This is a genomic window from Rathayibacter sp. Leaf296 (assembly GCF_001423045.1).
GTDB classification, from domain to species: Bacteria; Actinomycetota; Actinomycetes; order Actinomycetales; family Microbacteriaceae; genus Rathayibacter; species Rathayibacter caricis.
On the sequence record NZ_LMNR01000003.1, the window covers coordinates 398805 to 415369 of the forward strand.

The window sequence follows — 16565 nt, forward strand, 5'->3', positions numbered from 1 at the left end:
CGCGCGAGCGGGTGACCCTCGCCGATCTCGCCGATCTGCCGCGGCTCACCTTCGACCAGGGGTCCGACAACTCCTTCTACTTCGCGGAGGAGATCCTCTCCACGCTGTCGAGCGACCGGGAGATCCGGGTGTCCGACCGGGCGACGATCTTCAATCTGATGATCGGCCTCGACGGCTACACCATCTCGACCGGCATCATCAGCGACGACCTCGACCCGGCCATCGTCGCGGTCCCGCTCGACGTCGACGAACGGATCGAGATCGGCTGGATCGGTCACTCCGCCATCCCCCTCACCGAGCAGGCGCGGCGCTACCTGACCGAGCTGCGCACCGTGGTGACCGTGGGCGGCATCACCCTGCTCGGATGAACGGCACGGGCCGACCGCCCCGCCGCAGCTGCGGTGACGACTCCGACAACTCGTCGGCATCAATCTGATCAAACGCTTGAACATCGCGAGCGACCGCGCTAGCGTCCTTCTTGTTCAAGCGTTTGATCAAAGGTGATCCCCATGACAGAGACGATCGGCACCGCCGGCGAGGCCCAGTCCTCCTCCACCCTCGACGGAACCGGCGCCCCCGCCCACGACCTCCTCTTCCAGCCCGCCCGCGGCTGGGTCGGCGACGTGATCCCCGTGGAGCGCGACGGCGAGTTCCACCTCTTCTACCTGCACGAGCTGCGCGACGATCCCAAGCCCGGCACCGCGTGGTCGCTGGTCACCACGCGGGACTTCGTGCACTTCGAGGACCGCGGCGTCTCGCTCCCTCACGGCGGGACGGACGAGGACGACTTCAACGCGTACACCGGCTCGGTCGTCCACGACCACGGCGTCGACCACCTCTTCTACACCGGTCACAACCCGTGGCGGATGGGCCCCGACGGCGTCACTCCGCTGCAGGTCGTCATGCACGCGACGAGTGTCGACGGCATGCGCACCTGGGTGAAGCAGCCGGAGGACACCTTCGGAGCGACCGAGGGGTTCGAGCCCGGCGACTGGCGCGATCCGTTCGTCTTCCGCCCGGAGCCCGAGGGGGAGTGGCGGATGCTGCTCGCCGCCCGCCACGTCGACGGCCCCTCGCGCCGCCGCGGCACGATCGCGCAGCTCGTCTCGAGCGACCTGCGCAGCTGGCGTCCGGTCGCTCCGTTCTGGGACCCCCGCCGGTACATCGCGCACGAGTGCCCGGACGTCTTCCAGTGGGGTGCCCACTGGTACCTCGTGTCGTCGGAGTTCTCGGAGGACTTCACCACGCGCTACCGCATCGCGGACTCGGTCGACGGACCCTGGCGCGTGCCGCTGCACGACTCCGTCGACGGTCGGGCGTTCTACGCCTCGAAGAGCGTCGAGCGCGACGGGCGGCGGTTCTTCGCCGGCTGGATCGCCTCCAAGGAGGACTCCCGCGACGACGGCGCCTACCAGTGGGCCGGCACGATGTCGGTGCTCGAGGCGCTGCAGCGCGACGACGGCACTCTGGCGTTCACGCTCCCGGAGGAGGTCCTCGCGGCCTTCGACGAGGAGCTGCCCGTCGTGCTCCACGACGAGAGCGGAGCGGTCGACTCCCGCGACGAGATCCGCCTCGCGGTGCCCGACGGCTACGCGGCCCGCCTCGGCGCCTTCGACCTGCCGCCGGTCTTCTCGGCCTCGGTCCGCTTCGACCTCGCCGAGGGCACGACCGAGTGCGGGATCCTCCTGCGCAGCAGCGCCGACGGGGACGAGTCCTACATCCTGCGCCTCGAGCCCACGCGGAACCGCATGCTGCTCGACCGCTGGCCGCGCCGCCTCACCGGTCCGATGCAGTGGCAGATCTCGGGCGACGTGCCCTTCGCCGTCGAGCTCGAGCGCCCGGCCGACCTCTCTCCCGGCGAGCACCGCCTCGACCTGATCATCGACGGCTCCGCGCTCGTCGCGGTCCTCGATCGTTCCGTCGCACTCAGCGCGCGGATCTACGACCGGCCCACCGGCCGGATCGGACTCTTCGCGGGGGAGGGGGAGGTCGTGTTCCGCGACCTCCGACTCCGCCGCAGGACGACCTGACACCCACCCTCCCCCACAGAAATGGAAACCCGATGAAGCGAATCCATTCCGCCGCAGCGATCGCCCTCTCGGCGGTCCTGCTGGCAGGCTGCGCCACCGCCGCCGGCGGCAGCGACCCCTCCGACGTCGACCCCTCCGGCGACGTCGTCCCCCGCGAGATCTCGTGGCTGCTCTCGCGTCCGATCGACGGACCGACCATCTCGATCATGGAGGACCTCGCCGACGAGTACGCGGCCGACCACCCCGGCTTCGCGCTCAACCTGATCACCACTCCCGACCGTCCCTCCTACGTGCAGAAGTACGAGACGCTCGCCGCGGCGAACAAGCTCCCCGAGCTGTTCGACACGGATGCGACCCCGTACGCGAAGAAGCTGGCCGACCAGGGCCGGATGATGGACGCCGAGGCCCTGCTCAAGGACCTCGGCCTCTACGACAGCTACCGCCCCAACGCCCTCGACTACCAGCGCTTCGACGACGGCTCGCTGCGCATGATCCCGTTCGAGTTCCAGCTCGAGTACTTCTGGTACAACAAGGCCCTCTTCGAGCAGGCGGGGGCGAGCATCCCGACGTCGCTCGACGACTTCCCGGCGCTGTGCACGCAGCTCCGCGAGGCCGGCATCACTCCGATCGCCCTCGACGGGCAGGACCAGTGGCCGCTCGAGCGGTACATGGCGTTCCAGCCCTTCCGCCTCGCCGGCCCGGACTACGTCCAGGGCGTGAAGACGGGGGAGACGTCGCTGAGCGACGAGGTCGGCACGAAGGCCGTCCAGTGGCTCTCGGACCTCGGCGCGGCCGGCTGCTTCGACGAGGGCTTCTCGTCGACCGGATACTCGGACGCGCAGTCGACCTTCACCTCCGGCACCGCCGCGATGTACAACATCGGCACGTGGGAGCTGGGCAACCTCGCCACCGACTCCCTCGACGCCGGAGTGCGCGACGACGTCGACTTCTTCACCCTGCCGACCGTCGCCGACTCCGCCACGGAGCCGAACGAGTACGTCGTCAGCTCGGGCATCGGCATGGCGGTCAACGCCAAGACGTACGACCCGCTGGTGCGCGACTTCCTGAAGTTCGCGCTCGAGAAGTACCCCGCGCTGTACGCCGCCACCGGTGCGCTGTCGCCGACGACGGATGTCGAGACCACCGTCCCGGCGAACGCCACTCCGCTGTACCAGAAGGCGCTCGACCAGGCCGACGACCTCGGCTCGGCGCTCGCCATGCCGTGGGACACGCAGCTCGACCCCGCCTCGAACACGCGTCTGCAGCAGGAGCTCGTGCTCCTGATCCAGGGCAACGCGACCCCGCAGGAGTTCACCGACACCGTCGACTCCACCATCGCCGAGAACGCGCCGAAGTTCTTCGGCTGATCCTCCCCCATCGGGGCGGGGGCCCACCGGCCCCCGCCCGAAAGGTGACGACATGCTTCCCAGTCGCTCGCGGCTCTCCGTCGCGGTGTTCCTCCTCCCGCCCCTCCTCGTGTACGGCATCGCCGTGCTCCTGCCGATCGTGCAGTCCCTCTTCCTCAGCCTCTTCAGCTGGGACGGCATCAGCTCGCCCGAGTTCATCGGCCTCGGGAACTACGTCCGCATGCTGACCGGCGACGACGTGTTCTGGACCGCGCTGGGCAACAGCCTCGGCTACCTCGTGATCTGCCTCGTCCTCCAGCTCGGCGGCGGCCTCCTGGTCGCCAGCCTGCTGACGGCCCTGACCCGCGGGCGCGAGCTCGTGAAGACCCTCTACCTGCTGCCGGCCGTCATCTCGACCGTCGCCATCGCCTTCCTGTTCCAGCGGATCTACTCGACCTCGCCCGAGGGGCTGCTCAACCAGCTGCTCGAGTTCGTCGGGCTGGGCTCGCTGGCACGGCCCTGGCTCTCGGACGTCAACACCGTCCTCGCGGCGGTCTCGATCCCCGAGGGCTGGCGGTTCACGGGCCTCTACGTCGTGATCCTCTACGCCGCGCTCATCGCGGTGCCGCAGGAGCTCGAGGAGGCGGCCCGCCTGGACGGCGCGTCCCGGTGGACGGTCTTCTCGAAGATCCGCTTCCCCTACATCCGCCCCGTGTGGATCACGACCACGATCATGGCCGCGACCTACAGCCTGCGCGGCTTCGACATCCCGTTCCTGCTCACGAACGGCGGACCGGGTCAGGCGTCGGAGCTGCTCACCACCTACATGTACAAGAAGGCCTTCGTCGGCACCGACTTCGGCTACGCGAGCGCGATCTCCGTGTTCATCGTCGTGGAGTGCCTCCTCGCCGTGGGCCTCATCTACCTCCTCCTGAGAAGAAAGGCCGACGCATGACCGGCACGGCCACCGCGGTCCGCTCCGCCCCGCGCACCAGCCCCCTCCCGCGGCCCCGACGCCGACGCCCCGACCGCTTCAAGGTCCTGACGGCGATCCTCGTCACGGTCATCGTGATCGTGCAGGTGTACCCGCTCGCCTGGCTGTTCCTCACGAGCCTGCGGACGGAGGAGGACTTCGTCACGGGCAACCCGTTCGCCCTCCCGAGCTCGATCACCTTCGACAACTACGTCCGCGCCTTCAGCCTCGGCAACCTCGGGCTGAACATCCTCAACAGCCTGATCGTCACCCTCGGCGCGAACGTGCTGATCGTGATCCTGGGGATGATGGCCGCCTACGCGCTGCAGGTGCTCGGCTTCCGCTTCAGCGGCGTGGTCCGCGGGCTGTTCCTGCTCGGGATCATCGTGCCGGTGCAGATCGCGCTCGTCCCGCTCTTCGTCGACTACTCGGCGGTCGGGGCGCTCGACACCTACCTGTCGATGATCATCCCGCTCGCCGGATTCGCGTTCCCGCTGTCCGTCTACCTGTTCAGCTCGTTCTTCGAGTACATCCCGCGCGAGATGTACGAGGCGGCGTCGATCGACGGGGCGGGGCCGTACCGGATCTTCCTCGGGATCACACTGCCCCTGTCGACGAACACGATCGTCAGCGTGGTGCTCGTGAACAGCATCTTCATCTGGAACGACTTCATCTTCGCGAACACGTTCGTGCTCAGCGACGGACTGAAGACGATCCCGCTGGGCCTGCAGAACTACATCGGGGCGATGGGCAACGTCGACTGGACGGCCACGTTCGCGGCGGTCTGCGTGACGGTCACGCCGCTGCTGCTCGTGTTCCTGATCCTGAACCGCGCCATGATCTACGGGCTCGAGGCCGGGGCGAGCAAGGGATAGCGATGACTAGCATGAAGGACGGCGGCGGACAGGCCCGCGCCGGGGCGGGTGGAGCATCATGACGACCGACGCGCCGGGTGCAGGAGCCCCCCGCGCGGTCACCATGAAGGACGTCGCCGATCTCGCCGAGGTCTCCGTCGCCACCGTCTCCCTCGTCGTCAACGGCAAGAAGCGCGACCGCATCGGAGAGAAGACCCGCTCGCGCGTGCTGCAGGCGGTGGCCGAGCTCGGCTACCGCCCGAATCTCCTCGCGCAGAGCCTGGTCAGCGGGCAGTCGCGGTTCATCGGCATGGTCGCCGACTCGATCGCGACGCTGCCGTTCGCCGGTCAGATCCTCCGCGGGGCGCAGGAGGAGGCGTGGCGCAACGGCTACGTCCTGCTCGTCGCCGACACGGGCGACCGGCCCGACGCGGTCGAGAACGCGATCGACATGATGGCCGACCACCAGGCCGTCGGGATCCTCTACTCCACCTGGTACCACCGCGAGGTGGAGCCGACCGCGCGGCTGCGCACGCTGCCGACCGTCTTCGTCAACTGCTTCTCGAGCGACCCGACCGACTCGTCGATCGTGCCGGACGAGGTGCAGGGCGGCTACCTCGCCACCCGCCTGCTCCTGGACCGCGGGCACCGGCGGATCGTCTTCATCAACTCCACCGAGGACGCCCCCTCGACCGTGGGTCGCCTCGCCGGCTTCCGGGCGGCCCTCGGCGTGGAGGGGATCGCGGAGGACGAGGACTCGGTCGTCGACATCTACCCGGAGCGGACCGGCGGGTTCCAGGAGGCGGGCTTCCTGGCCGCGTCGGAGATCCTCGACCGGGCCGAGCGCCCCACGGCGGTCTTCTGCTACAACGACCGGACCGCGATGGGCGTCTACGAGGCGGCGAAGGAGCGCGGGCTCCGGATCCCCGAGGACCTCGCCGTCATCGGCTTCGACGACCAGGAGGTCATCTCGGCGCACCTGCGCCCGGGACTGACCACCATCGCCCTCCCGCACTACGAGATCGGCGTGCGCGGAGTGCGCACGCTGCTCTCGCGCATCGAGCGCGGGGAGACGGAGCGGGGCGTCGAGAAGGTCGACTGCCCGCCCGTGCTGCGCCGCTCGATCTGACGCTCCGCTCGATCTGAGCCCTGCGCGCCCGTCGCGGCGCGCTCCCTCCTCCGCCGCGCTCGGATCCTCCTCCGCGACCCTTCCGCGACTCCTCCGCGACCCCTCTTCGACACCCTTCGACGAAAGGCACGACCATGTCCGACCTGCCCTCCTACCTCCGCACCGCCCCCGTGCAGAGCCGCGCGATCACCGCCGAGAACCCGACCGGTGCCCGCGGCGCCGGCGGCCGGGAGTCCTCCGCGCTCGGTCCCGGCCGCAAGGGCCGCGCCTTCCTCCCGCTCCGCTCCGGCGGCACGCTGACCCTCGCCGACATCGACGGCCCCGGAGTGATCCGGCACATCTGGATCACCGTGCCCGACAGCACTCCCGAGGCCCCGTTCGTGCTGCGCGACCTCGTGCTGCGCGCCTACTGGGACGACTCCGACGAGCCCGCCATCGAGGTCCCGCTCGGCGACTTCTTCTGCAACGGCTTCGGCGCCCGCAGCGTCGTCACGTCGGCTCCGATCGTCGTGGCGCCCACGGGCGGGATGAACAGCTACTTCGCGATGCCGTTCCGCTCGCACGCGCGGCTCACCCTCGAGAGCCAGCACGCGGGCGACATCGAGGCGGTGTTCTTCCAGATCGACTACACGGTCGGCGACGACCTGCCCGAGGAGATCGGCTACCTGCACGCCCAGTGGCGGCGGACGCGGTCGCCGCAGAAGGGCGAGGACCACGTGATCGTCGACGGGATCCGCGGAGCCGGGACCTACGTGGGCACCTACGTCGCGCTCACGGCGCTCGGCCGGTACTGGTGGGGCGAGGGCGAGGTGAAGTTCTACCTCGACGGCGACGACGACCTGCCGACGATCTGCGGAACCGGCCTCGAGGACTACGCCGGGGGCGCCTGGGCGTTCCAGGACCGCCTGACGAACGAGGTCGAGCCCGAGGTCTTCACCTACAGCGCGCCCTACTTCGGCTACCCGCAGCGGCAGACGACCGACACGTCCCGGCGCTCGCCGTACGCGACCTCGATGCCGACGACGCACGGCCTCTACCGCTGGCATCTGCTCGACCCGATCCACTTCTCGCGGGAGCTCTGCGCCACCCTGCAGCAGATCGGGCACGACGGCACCCGCCTCTTCGAGCGGACGGACGATATCTGCACGACCGCCTACTGGTACCAGAGCACCCCCGCGGCGCCGTTCCCGCCCCTGCCCTCGCAGGCCGACCGGCAGCCGCTGTAGGGCGGTTCGCAAGACCCCGCGCCGACCTCACGGCACACCCTCGATCAGCACTTCCGCGGGTCCGAACTCCCTCTCACCAGGTCTCGGGAACAAGATCTCCACGAGCCTCCCGCTCTCCGATGTGCAGTAGACGATCTCGATACCGTTCGCCAACGTCTTCGTAGCGCGCACTTCGCGGACGTGGAGCACAGGTTGCGCTCTCTCCCTGCCGTCCTCGTACAGCACCGTACGGAGCGGCCAGTACTCGCTGAGATGATTCCGACATGCAGCGACGATGTTCGCGACATCCTGAGCCGACTCCTGCGTGAAGAGAACAGTCACCGTCGATCACCCCCCTCGGCGGCCGGCGCGAGGTCGTACGCAGCCGGTAGCGCAGGGTGCGCGCGGCCCCTGCTCGGTGTGGCCCGTCGGACGCAGGCGTTTCGCTGAACGAGGACTTCCGCCGTCCTCGACCGGAGTCGACGTCACGTCGCAGGGACGCGACACGACCGACCGTCGCGCGTGCCGCCTCCTACTCGACCCAGGCGGCCGACACGGTGTCGATGCGATCCGGTCGCCGTTCGGCGCTGAATCCGATGGCGGTCCCGATCCTCCTCCACGCCTGCGCCGAGCGGCCGCGGATCGTGCCGGCGAGTATCGCCGAGGCGGTCGCTGCACCGAGACCGGTGAGCCATTCGGCCTGTTCGGCCCAGACGGTGTCATCCTCCGCCGCGGCCTGGAGGGACGCCAGGATGTCGGGAACGAGAGCCGACGGATCGTGGCCGGCCTGCGTCTGCGCGATCGCCCGATTGAGCAGTGCCACCAGGAACTGCTCGTTCTCAGCGCCCCATCTCCCCGGTGCGAGGTACTCGTGTTCGGTCTGCGGCTCCTGCAGGTCATCGGCCACCGCGCCGGTCGGCTCGAAGGACGACCAGCCCTGCTTCGACCATCGAGCTTCCCGGACGTCGCGCTCGAGGATCCCGTTCTCATCGGCGAACACCTCGTGGACGAGGCGCGTCCGTCCGGTAGCGAGTTCAGTGATGAGGAGGCGATGACCGCTGCCGTGCATCTGCTGATGCGCCGAGTCGACTCCCGCTGCGCCGAGTGTGAGCATCTCCGTGCCGTCAGGTGAGACGGACGGGTTCCAGAAGTACGGGTACTCCGGATTGATCACAGCATCTGTGCTGAGAGCAGGGAAGTCACCCGCGTACCGACCGCTGTTCAGGTCGTACAGACGGGGCACAGCGAGACCCTCCCGATGCTCGACCGTCACCACGACGGAGGGCGCCCCGGGCCACCAGCCGGTGTTCCCGATCGTCAGCGGGAGCCGGCGGCCCGACGCCACCTCGATCAGCCGGCTCCGCCGACTCCCTGAGACCATCAGCCATCGTCCGTCCCCGCTGAATCGCAACGGGTCCGCTCCCGAGTACTCGTCCACCAGCGTCAGCAGGCGGCGCGACCCGTTCCTGTCGTAGACGTAGATCGCTCCGGTGCTCGCTCCGAGGAAGGCGATGACCGCCGCGGTCTCGCTCGGGGCGTGATAGTCCACCGAACCGGCGTCGATCGTCGCATCGACGACGGTGGCTGCTCCGGTGCGGAAGGAGCCTGCGATGAGGCGGGGGACCGGGTGGAACACGCCACCGCGGTGTCCGGCTTCAGCGAACGAGAAGGCGTTGCGACCGTCGATGGCGCCGAGGTCGTGCGCGGGAGGCATCCCCCAGTTCTCGTGGGTCGGGTATCCGATCGCGAAGAACCGACCCGAGTCCTCGTCGAAGACGGACGAGGAGACCGTCGAGGTGCTCGGCAGCATCGGACGGTCGGATTCGGACCGCCACGAGTACTCGAATCCGTTGCCGCGCTCGCGTCGAAGACCGTGCGCGAGCTCGTCGAGGACGCTGAAGACGGAGTCGGCCTCGGGCAGGTTCTCGCGTATCCGTTCGGTGTAGTGGAAGCGGCCGGCGCTCGGCCGATCCACGCGGCGGGCAGGTTCTGAGCGTGCGTCCGGCCGGTTCTCCAGGACGTCCCAGAGCGATCCGCCTTCCACGACCTCACCCTGGCCGCCCTGGATCGCCCTCAGTCGATCACGGTAGGCGCGCGTGATCGAGTCGACGAACTGCTGCCCGAGGTCGATCAACCCGCCCGCGGTCGCCTGCGGCGGCAGGGGGGTCGTCGCCGTGACCGCGGGACCCAGCCACACCAGCGAATGACCCGCGCTCGTCACCCAGTCGAAGGGCGCGAGGACGCCGTCCGCGCTCTCGCCGACGTTGGTCAGGAGGAGAGGCGCGTCGTTCCAGAGGCCCGCGAAGACGTCGGTCCGATCACCCTCGAAGTCGATGAAGGTCCGTTTGTACAGCTCCGGCTGCAGCCGCTCCCACGACGACAGCGATCGGCGCAGCGCTGCAGGCAGGGTGGGGAACCCGGCGTCCGGGTCGGCGACAGCCCGAAAAGCCGACTCGGTCCAGACGGGGATCGCATCGGCGGACTCGATGAGGTCGCGGAGCGCCGGACGAGTCGTGCCCTGGAAGATCATGTCCCGACGGTACGGGTGACCGAGGGAATCGAACGGAGTCAGGATCGACGCGGTCATGCTCGAGGTGTTCGTCTGAGGACCGCAGAACACGATGACGGCGGAGCCGCGCTCGCTCTGCACCGCGACCCAGACCACGGCGTCGTCGGAATCGAGTTGCTGAAAGCCGAGACGCTGATGAGTCGATCGGGTCAGCACCGGCGCGACCCGAGCGACGGTATCCAAGAGGACTTCGACGCTAACGTCCGCCGACAGCACGACCGAGAGACCCATCGACTCGGCGAAGAGGTGGAGCAGTTGTCGAGGATCGTCGGGCGAGAGTCCGGGATCGCGGAGCGGGACATCCGCCTCGACCGGTTCCGGCTGGACAGGAGCCGGGTTCGTCGGCTTCCGGCGGAACATTGCCACGGTGCGCCTCGATCCCCTCGTCGGTCATGATGTCCGTGCACTCCGCACACTCCCAGCGGGAATCGCTCCTGTCAAGGACTCGGTGTCGCAATGATGCTCTCGCCGCTGCGGCCGACGCGCCTGGAAAGCGGGGGAACTCGTCCCTGGATGCGCGGCTATTCCCTGGTTGTCACTGGGAAAGTGACAGTCGCGCTTCCGTGCCATTTCGGGGGGTGGTAACAGCGCCGACTGTGTGTAGGAATAGACGCGATGTACTTATCTCCGCTCAGAACGGCGGAGAGCATCGTCGTCGAGGAGAAGATCATGGCGTGTGCGTGCGTTTCTGCAGGAAAGCCCCGGTGCGCGTGGTGCAACGAGGCCGTCGTCAATCGGATGCCCGTGAGTCGTCACAGCTGCCAGTGGGGCAACTGCTCCTGAGCTGACGCGCCTCTTCTTCCATGGATGCGCGGCAGGAACTCCTGACGCTGAGGCATCTCCATCGTCGACTCCGGTCTCACACCTGCCCACTGCGCGTCCGAGACCGGGACGGAAGCGACACGACAGGACGGGACAACATGAAACACGAAGAAAGTGTCTACAGTTCGACGCTGGATCTCGGCACGCTCAAGCAGATCGTGCGCATGGCCTGCGGCAACGCAGAGATCAGCCCGGTTCGATTCGATGCACTCGAAGATGCTCCGGACCTCGCGGTCCTCGTGGAGAAGAACAGTCTCCTCGGGGGTTCGTCCGCCGTTCAGATACACCTCAACGACGAGGGCGACCACCGGCTGATCGGCATCGTCGCGCTCGGCAATTCGGGACTCGAACGCGCATGGGGCGGGGCACGGAACACGGTCAGTCTCACCGGCTCCAGGAAGCTCGCTGCTGCCGTTGCGGATGCGGTCCGGCAGCACGACGTGGACGTGAAACAGGTCGGATAGCGCGCTTCAGGCGAGGAACCTGCGTGAAGCGCGGGGCATCTCCTGGGCTCGACTGCAGAGCCCGGGACGGCGGCTCCAGAACCGCACCATCAACCGATGGTGTCACCGCAATCGCATCAGGAGGAACGGCAGTGGACAGGGTCAGGGAAGCGCGCAAGTGCGCGACGTGCGACACCAACAACAACGTGAAGAACACGACGTGCATCGGATGCGGAGCGCCACTTGGAGGGTGAGCCTCGCGCGAACCGGTGAGACGCGGGCGCATCATGCGGCGACCTGGCGGCTCGGTGGGGCCAGCTTCCCCCGATCGTGCCGGTGCGGGTCATCCCGTGGTCGTCGGCGCTGACCGGGTGCGTCATCCCGCAGGGGAACGCCGGTCGCCCGCGTCGACCGTCAGGCGCCGTCCGGGGGTCTCACCTCGGGAGGGGCGCGCCGTCGCGGTGAGCCCCTCCCTCCGCCGGGTCAGCCCGGGATCGACGGGGTCGCCCGCACCGCGTTCACCGCGCGGTCGGCGACGACCTCGTCCTCGGTGCCGGAGTCGAGGATCGTGTTGCGCGTCGACGCCGCGTCCACGAGGACCGTCGTGAGCGGGAGCCGCTCCGAGGTCGCGGTCGAGAGCAGCGCATCGACCTGCGCCTCGAAGGCGGACCCGCCCGAGGCGGCGCGGACGTCCTTGCCGACCATGTGATTGCCCGAGACCTGGTTGCCGGTGCCGCCGACCAGGCGGACGATCACCGGCGCGGACCCCTCCGGGCGCACCTTCCGGGCGTCCACCACCTCCGAGACGTGGTTCGCGAGCACGGAGTTGTCGCTGCCGTCGATCCGGACGAGGCCGAAGTCGTCGTCGCGGCCGTTGTCGATGCCGAGGAACGGCGTCCACGGCTCGTGGTCGCGCAGCAGGTGGTTCGAGGCGACGAGGTTCTCGGAGCTGCCCGCGTCGAGCAGCACCATGCCGGGGTAGAACGAGTGCAGGCGGTTGGCGACGACGCTCGAGCGCGTCACTCCGCTCAGGTGCACGCTGCTCGCGCCGCGGGGGAACACGTTGTTCGCGGTGATCAGCAGCCCGCCGTGGTTCTCGGCGCGGATGGAGTGGCCGTGCGGGCCGGCGCCGATCAGGTTGTCGGTGATCTTCGACGCCTGGCCCCAGCCGAGCAGCTCGATGCAGCTGCCGCTCTCGGCGAGGAAGTTGTCGTGGATCGAGAGCGCGTCGGCGTGATGGATCGTGAGCGCGTGCTCGAGGTAGACGAAGCCCATGCCGGTGACGCGGAAGGAGTCGTTGGCGCTCGTGACGAGGATCCCGGTGCGGCCGTTCACGTAGGTGTTCTCGGGGTGGACGTCGGTGCCGTCGGCCTCGAAGTGCATCCCGTCGAGGCAGAAGTCGACGAACTCGACCGAGCTGATCCGCGGGCTGCCCTCGCGGCGGACGAGGAACGCGGCGCCCTCCTCCTGCGTGGGGCCTCCCTCCAGCAGCACCTGGATGCGGCTGCCGCCGGGCCACAGCTCGTGCAGGTCGGGCCACTCCGCCTCGGGCACGTTGAAGCGGATGCTGGAGGACGTGAAGCCGTGGCCGGACCCCTGGATGCGCAGGTAGCTGATGTCGATGACGACCTGCGTACGCAGTGGGTAGTCGCCCGGCGGGAGGTGGATGACGGCGCCGGGCCTGCCGCCCTGCTGCTCGTCGGTGGCGGTCTGACGGCTCCGGACGTCGTCGAGGATGCTGTTCAGCACCTCGCCGACGTCGCGGGTCGGATCGCCGACGGGCCAGGTCGTGACGTCGTACTGGAAGGGGCCGGGCATCGGTGCTCGCTCTCGTGTGCTGGGGGTGCCGGCGTGCGGAGGGGACGCCTCCGGATCGAGGAGCGCGCGGTGGGTGGTCGCTCCGCAGTGCCGTACGACAAAACGATTTGCCACGACCGACTGTAGGACCAATCGCGGGGGGAGGGAAGAGGGGCGGTGACGGCGAGGGACGCGCGGGTGGCGACTGGTCGCTCGTCGGTCTCTGGGGGTCGGATCGGGCCCGTTCCGAGTCCCCTCGCGGGTGCGTTCCTGCACGAGTGGACGCGATCCGGGCCCGGCGGGTCGGATGGGGCCCGCGTCGGGTCCACTCGCGTGGGCGTGGTCGCGCGAGTCGGCGCGATCCGGGCTCTACAGGCCGGGTCGGGCCCGTTCCGCGCCCACTCGCGGGTCAGCCGCGGTCCGGGTCCGCGGAGTCGGAGCCGCCGTTCGCCTCCGGCGCCCCGATCGTGCTGATGATCGGCAGGGTCCCCGTCCGCACGAGAGGCTCGTGCGGATCCGACGCAGGCGCTGCCGCATCCGCGACCGGCAGCGGCGCCGTGGTCGGGGACGACTCGCCCTCCCGGTACAGCACGTCCGCGGCCAGCGCCGCGTCCATCCCGCGGTCCCGCCGCGCCCGCGCGCGCACCGGCGCCACGGCGCGCACCACCGGAGTCCGCAGCCGGCGGTACGCGATGCGCCCGAGCGTGACGCCTCCCGCGAGCCCGACCGCGATCATCCCGGCCTGCAGCAGCAGCTCGATGCCGCTCGCCGGGTCGCCGCCGGACGTCAGGTCCAGCACGCCGCGGTAGAGCGTCAGCCCGGGCAGCAGCGGCACGATCCCGCAGGCGGTCGTCACGACGGCGGGGATCCGCATCCGGTCGGACAGGGCCTCGCCGAGCAGGCCGATGACGAGCGCGGGGGCGGCGCTGGCCATCAGCGGAGCGGCGCCGAGCGCGAGGAGCGAGTCGGAGGCGAGCCACGCGCCCGCACCCGTGAGCGCGGCGATCAGCGCTGGACGCGGCGGGGTGTGCGACGAGAGCGCCCAGGCGCCGGCCGCGATCCCCGCGCCGAGGATCTGCACGCCGGCCGGCCAGGGGCGGGCGTAGGAGTCGACGAGCACGAGCTCGACGCCGAGGGAGCGCGCCGCATCGAGCACGGCGGCGATGCCGACGACGATGCCCAGGGTGAGCAGTCCGACCTCGAGCAGGCGCCCGCCCGCGGTGATCGGGAAGCCGTTGATCGCGTCGTCCGCGGCGCCGACGAACGAGAGGCCGGCGAGCAGCACGACGACCCCGGAGGCGACCACCAGCGCCGGCGGCAGCGCGGCCAGCTCGACCGGCAGCTGCGGCACGACCGCGAGCAGCAGCACCGCCACTCCGGTCGCGACCGCCGCGCCCGCGATCTGCTGGAAGAACGCGGGCAGGCCCCACCCGCCCAGCAGGCGGGTGACGGTGTCGATCAGGGCGGCGGTGGCGGCCGCGACGAGGACCACGAGCGGTCCGCCGCCCAGCAGCACCGCGACTCCGGCGGCCATGACCGCGAGGGTGAGGGTGACGACGCCGCGGCGGTAGCGGTGCGGCTGCACGAGGATCGCGTCGAGCCGCTCGTGGGCGGCCTCGAACTGGTGCCGGGCCTCGTCGCGCGCCTCGGTCGAGTCGACGGTGTCGGCGACGCGCACCTCGGGGGAGCCGTCGGTGATCGCCGTGACCAGCGCCGTCACGCGGGCGAGCCGCTCGTAGTCGGCGCTGCGCGTCTGCACCACCCGCAGCACGCTCACGCCGGCGGAGTCGTCGCCTCCGTCGTGCACCACGAGGATCGACGTGAACGTGAGGTCGACCTGCACCTCGATGCCGTACGCCCGGCAGACGCGCTGGATCGTCTCGGTCACCTCGGCCGCCGCCGCTCCGAGCGAGAGCAGCGTCTCGCCGAGCCGCACCGCCAGCTCGAGGACGCTGCGCACGGTCTGCTCGGCGAGGGAGGCGCGGCGGGCGCGACGGCTGACGGGTGCGGCCGGCTTCTGCCCGCTGAGCGTGCCGACGACCTGCTGGAGGAGACGTGGAGGGCGCATCCGTCGAGCCTAGGCAGACCGCGGGGTGTCCGTGACCGCGCTCTCCGACACCCCCTGGCGCCTCCGCGCGGGATGTGAGGGGATGGAGCGCGGTGCACCTCGCACCTCCCCCTCTCGGAAAGGTCGAGCATGTCGCTCAGCGTGCTGTTCATCGGTGGAACCGGCATCATCAGCGCGGAGGCCGTCCGCCGCTCCCTCGCCGTCGGGCACGACGTGACCGTGCTCAACAGGGGGCGGACGTCGATCCGGCCGCTCCCCGAGGGCGTGCGGACCCTGACCGCCGATGTCCGCGACTCCGCCTCGATGCGCGACGCCCTCGGCGACGAGCGCTTCGACGTCGTCGTCGAGTTCGCCGCGTTCACCCCCGAGCACGTGCAGCAGGACGTCGACCTGTTCTCCGGGCGCACCGGCCAGTACGTCTTCATCAGCTCGGCCTCGGCGTACCAGAAGCCGCCGGCGCGCGTGCCGGTGACCGAGTCGACTCCGCTGCGGAACCCGTTCTGGACGTACTCGCAGGACAAGATCGCCTGCGAGGACCTCCTCGTCGCCGAGTACCGGCGCAGCGGCTTCCCCGTGACGATCGTGCGGCCCTCGCACACCTACGACCGCACCGCGCTGCCGGTCGACGGAGGCTGGACCGTGATCGACCGGATGCGGCGCGGCCTCGAGGTGGTCGTCCCGGGCGACGGCACCTCGCTCTGGACGCTGACCCACAGCCGCGACGTGGCCGTCGGGCTCGTCGGCCTGTTCGGCGCCGCGGCCGCGATCGGGGAGGCGTTCCACATCACCGGCGACGAGACGCCCACCTGGGACCGCATCCACCAGGACCTCGCCGCCGCGGCCGGAGTCGAGGCGCGGATCGTGCACGTCGCCTCCGACGCGATCGCCGCCGCCGATCCGGAGCTCGGCGCCGGGATCCTCGGCGACAAGGCGCACTCGATGGTCTTCGACAACGCGAAGGTGCGGAGCCTGGTGCCCGCCTTCTCGCCGGCCGTGCGGTTCAGCGACGGCGCGCGCGAGATCGTCGAGTGGTACGACGCCGACCCGTCGCGCCGGGTCGTCGACGAGCGGAGGAACGCGCTGTTCGACTCCCTGATCGAGGCGTACCGGCCCCGGCCGCTCTGAGCGCGTCGGACCGCTTCTCCGGTGGGGCCTGCGCGATCTGCAGGGGATGTGCGCCCCTCCGGACGCTGCGACGCGGCGGGAAGCGCGTTCCCGCCCGGATCCCCTGCGAATCGTGCACGCGCCGGATCGAGCGGGACCTGGATCGTGCGTGCGCCGACTCGAGAGCGGCCTGCGCCGTCCGGAGCGGCACCCGTGAGCGAGGAT

General features: G+C 70.0%; 12 protein-coding genes and 1 pseudogene. 9 read left to right on the forward strand and 4 right to left on the reverse strand.

Annotation, left to right across the window (positions count from 1 at the left end; all coding sequences use genetic code 11):
* The 7 genes and pseudogenes from ASF46_RS19825 to ASF46_RS18350 all read left to right on the forward strand — a co-directional run.
* Positions 1-368, forward strand: a pseudogene (locus ASF46_RS19825) (LysR family transcriptional regulator); the annotation flags it as partial.
* A gap of 141 nt (positions 369-509) precedes the next feature.
* A complete protein-coding gene (locus ASF46_RS18325) occupies positions 510-2030 on the forward strand; it encodes a GH32 C-terminal domain-containing protein (RefSeq protein ID WP_082485663.1) in 1521 nt (506 codons plus the stop codon).
* Between the two features lie 32 nt (positions 2031-2062).
* On the forward strand, positions 2063-3397 hold the full coding sequence (locus tag ASF46_RS18330) for an ABC transporter substrate-binding protein (RefSeq protein ID WP_056868943.1): 1335 nt from the start codon (positions 2063-2065) through the stop codon (positions 3395-3397).
* A gap of 52 nt (positions 3398-3449) precedes the next feature.
* A complete protein-coding gene (locus tag ASF46_RS18335; RefSeq protein ID WP_056868944.1) occupies positions 3450-4331 on the forward strand; it encodes a carbohydrate ABC transporter permease in 882 nt (293 codons plus the stop codon).
* Positions 4328-5224 carry a carbohydrate ABC transporter permease gene (locus ASF46_RS18340; protein WP_056868945.1) on the forward strand — a complete coding sequence of 299 codons (897 nt, stop codon included), beginning with the start codon at positions 4328-4330 and terminating at the stop codon, positions 5222-5224. The genes ASF46_RS18335 and ASF46_RS18340 overlap by 4 nt, the downstream gene beginning before the upstream one ends.
* A gap of 58 nt (positions 5225-5282) precedes the next feature.
* Positions 5283-6332 (forward strand): LacI family DNA-binding transcriptional regulator, encoded by a 1050-nt coding sequence (locus tag ASF46_RS18345; RefSeq protein WP_056868946.1) that lies wholly within the window; start codon positions 5283-5285, stop codon positions 6330-6332.
* A gap of 134 nt (positions 6333-6466) precedes the next feature.
* A complete protein-coding gene (locus ASF46_RS18350; protein WP_056868947.1) occupies positions 6467-7558 on the forward strand; it encodes a glycoside hydrolase family 172 protein in 1092 nt (363 codons plus the stop codon).
* Positions 7559-7585: 27 nt separating this feature from the next.
* Here the strand turns inward: ASF46_RS18350 and ASF46_RS18355 are convergent, their stop codons facing one another.
* The gene (locus tag ASF46_RS18355) at positions 7586-7879 is read right to left on the reverse strand and encodes a hypothetical protein (protein ID WP_056868948.1); all 294 of its coding nucleotides are present in this window, start codon (positions 7877-7879) and stop codon (positions 7586-7588) included.
* Positions 7880-8069: 190 nt separating this feature from the next.
* Positions 8070-10262, reverse strand: a complete 2193-nt coding sequence (locus ASF46_RS18360; protein ID WP_235577022.1) for a hypothetical protein — start codon at positions 10260-10262, stop codon at positions 8070-8072.
* Between the two features lie 764 nt (positions 10263-11026).
* Between ASF46_RS18360 and ASF46_RS18365 the strand changes: the two genes are divergently transcribed.
* Complete coding sequence (locus ASF46_RS18365; protein ID WP_056868950.1) at positions 11027-11392, forward strand: hypothetical protein; 366 nt, start codon at positions 11027-11029, stop codon at positions 11390-11392.
* Between the two features lie 462 nt (positions 11393-11854).
* On the opposite strand, the gene ASF46_RS18370 is transcribed toward ASF46_RS18365, so the two are convergent.
* Positions 11855-13189 (reverse strand): NosD domain-containing protein, encoded by a 1335-nt coding sequence (locus ASF46_RS18370; RefSeq protein ID WP_056868951.1) that lies wholly within the window; start codon positions 13187-13189, stop codon positions 11855-11857.
* Between the two features lie 388 nt (positions 13190-13577).
* On the reverse strand, positions 13578-15236 hold the full coding sequence (locus ASF46_RS18375) for a threonine/serine ThrE exporter family protein (RefSeq protein WP_056868952.1): 1659 nt from the start codon (positions 15234-15236) through the stop codon (positions 13578-13580).
* A 129-nt stretch (positions 15237-15365) separates the two neighbouring features.
* Here ASF46_RS18375 and ASF46_RS18380 point away from each other — a divergent pair, with 129 nt between their 5' ends.
* Positions 15366-16361: an SDR family oxidoreductase gene (locus ASF46_RS18380; protein WP_056868953.1), complete on the forward strand. Its 996-nt coding sequence runs from the start codon at positions 15366-15368 to the stop codon at positions 16359-16361.
* Positions 16362-16565 lie beyond the last annotated feature (204 nt).

Coding starts and splice junctions, on each gene's coding strand:
- ASF46_RS18370 (WP_056868951.1), bottom strand. CDS start 13,189: ATGCCCGGCCCCTTCCAGTACGACGTCACGACCTGGCCCGTCGGCGAT.
- ASF46_RS18380 (WP_056868953.1), top strand. CDS start 15,366: ATGTCGCTCAGCGTGCTGTTCATCGGTGGAACCGGCATCATCAGCGCG.
- ASF46_RS18340 (WP_056868945.1), top strand. CDS start 4,328: ATGACCGGCACGGCCACCGCGGTCCGCTCCGCCCCGCGCACCAGCCCC.
- ASF46_RS18335 (WP_056868944.1), top strand. CDS start 3,450: ATGCTTCCCAGTCGCTCGCGGCTCTCCGTCGCGGTGTTCCTCCTCCCG.
- ASF46_RS18375 (WP_056868952.1), bottom strand. CDS start 15,236: ATGCGCCCTCCACGTCTCCTCCAGCAGGTCGTCGGCACGCTCAGCGGG.
- ASF46_RS18330 (WP_056868943.1), top strand. CDS start 2,063: ATGAAGCGAATCCATTCCGCCGCAGCGATCGCCCTCTCGGCGGTCCTG.
- ASF46_RS18350 (WP_056868947.1), top strand. CDS start 6,467: ATGTCCGACCTGCCCTCCTACCTCCGCACCGCCCCCGTGCAGAGCCGC.
- ASF46_RS18325 (WP_082485663.1), top strand. CDS start 510: ATGACAGAGACGATCGGCACCGCCGGCGAGGCCCAGTCCTCCTCCACC.
- ASF46_RS18365 (WP_056868950.1), top strand. CDS start 11,027: ATGAAACACGAAGAAAGTGTCTACAGTTCGACGCTGGATCTCGGCACG.
- ASF46_RS18345 (WP_056868946.1), top strand. CDS start 5,283: ATGACGACCGACGCGCCGGGTGCAGGAGCCCCCCGCGCGGTCACCATG.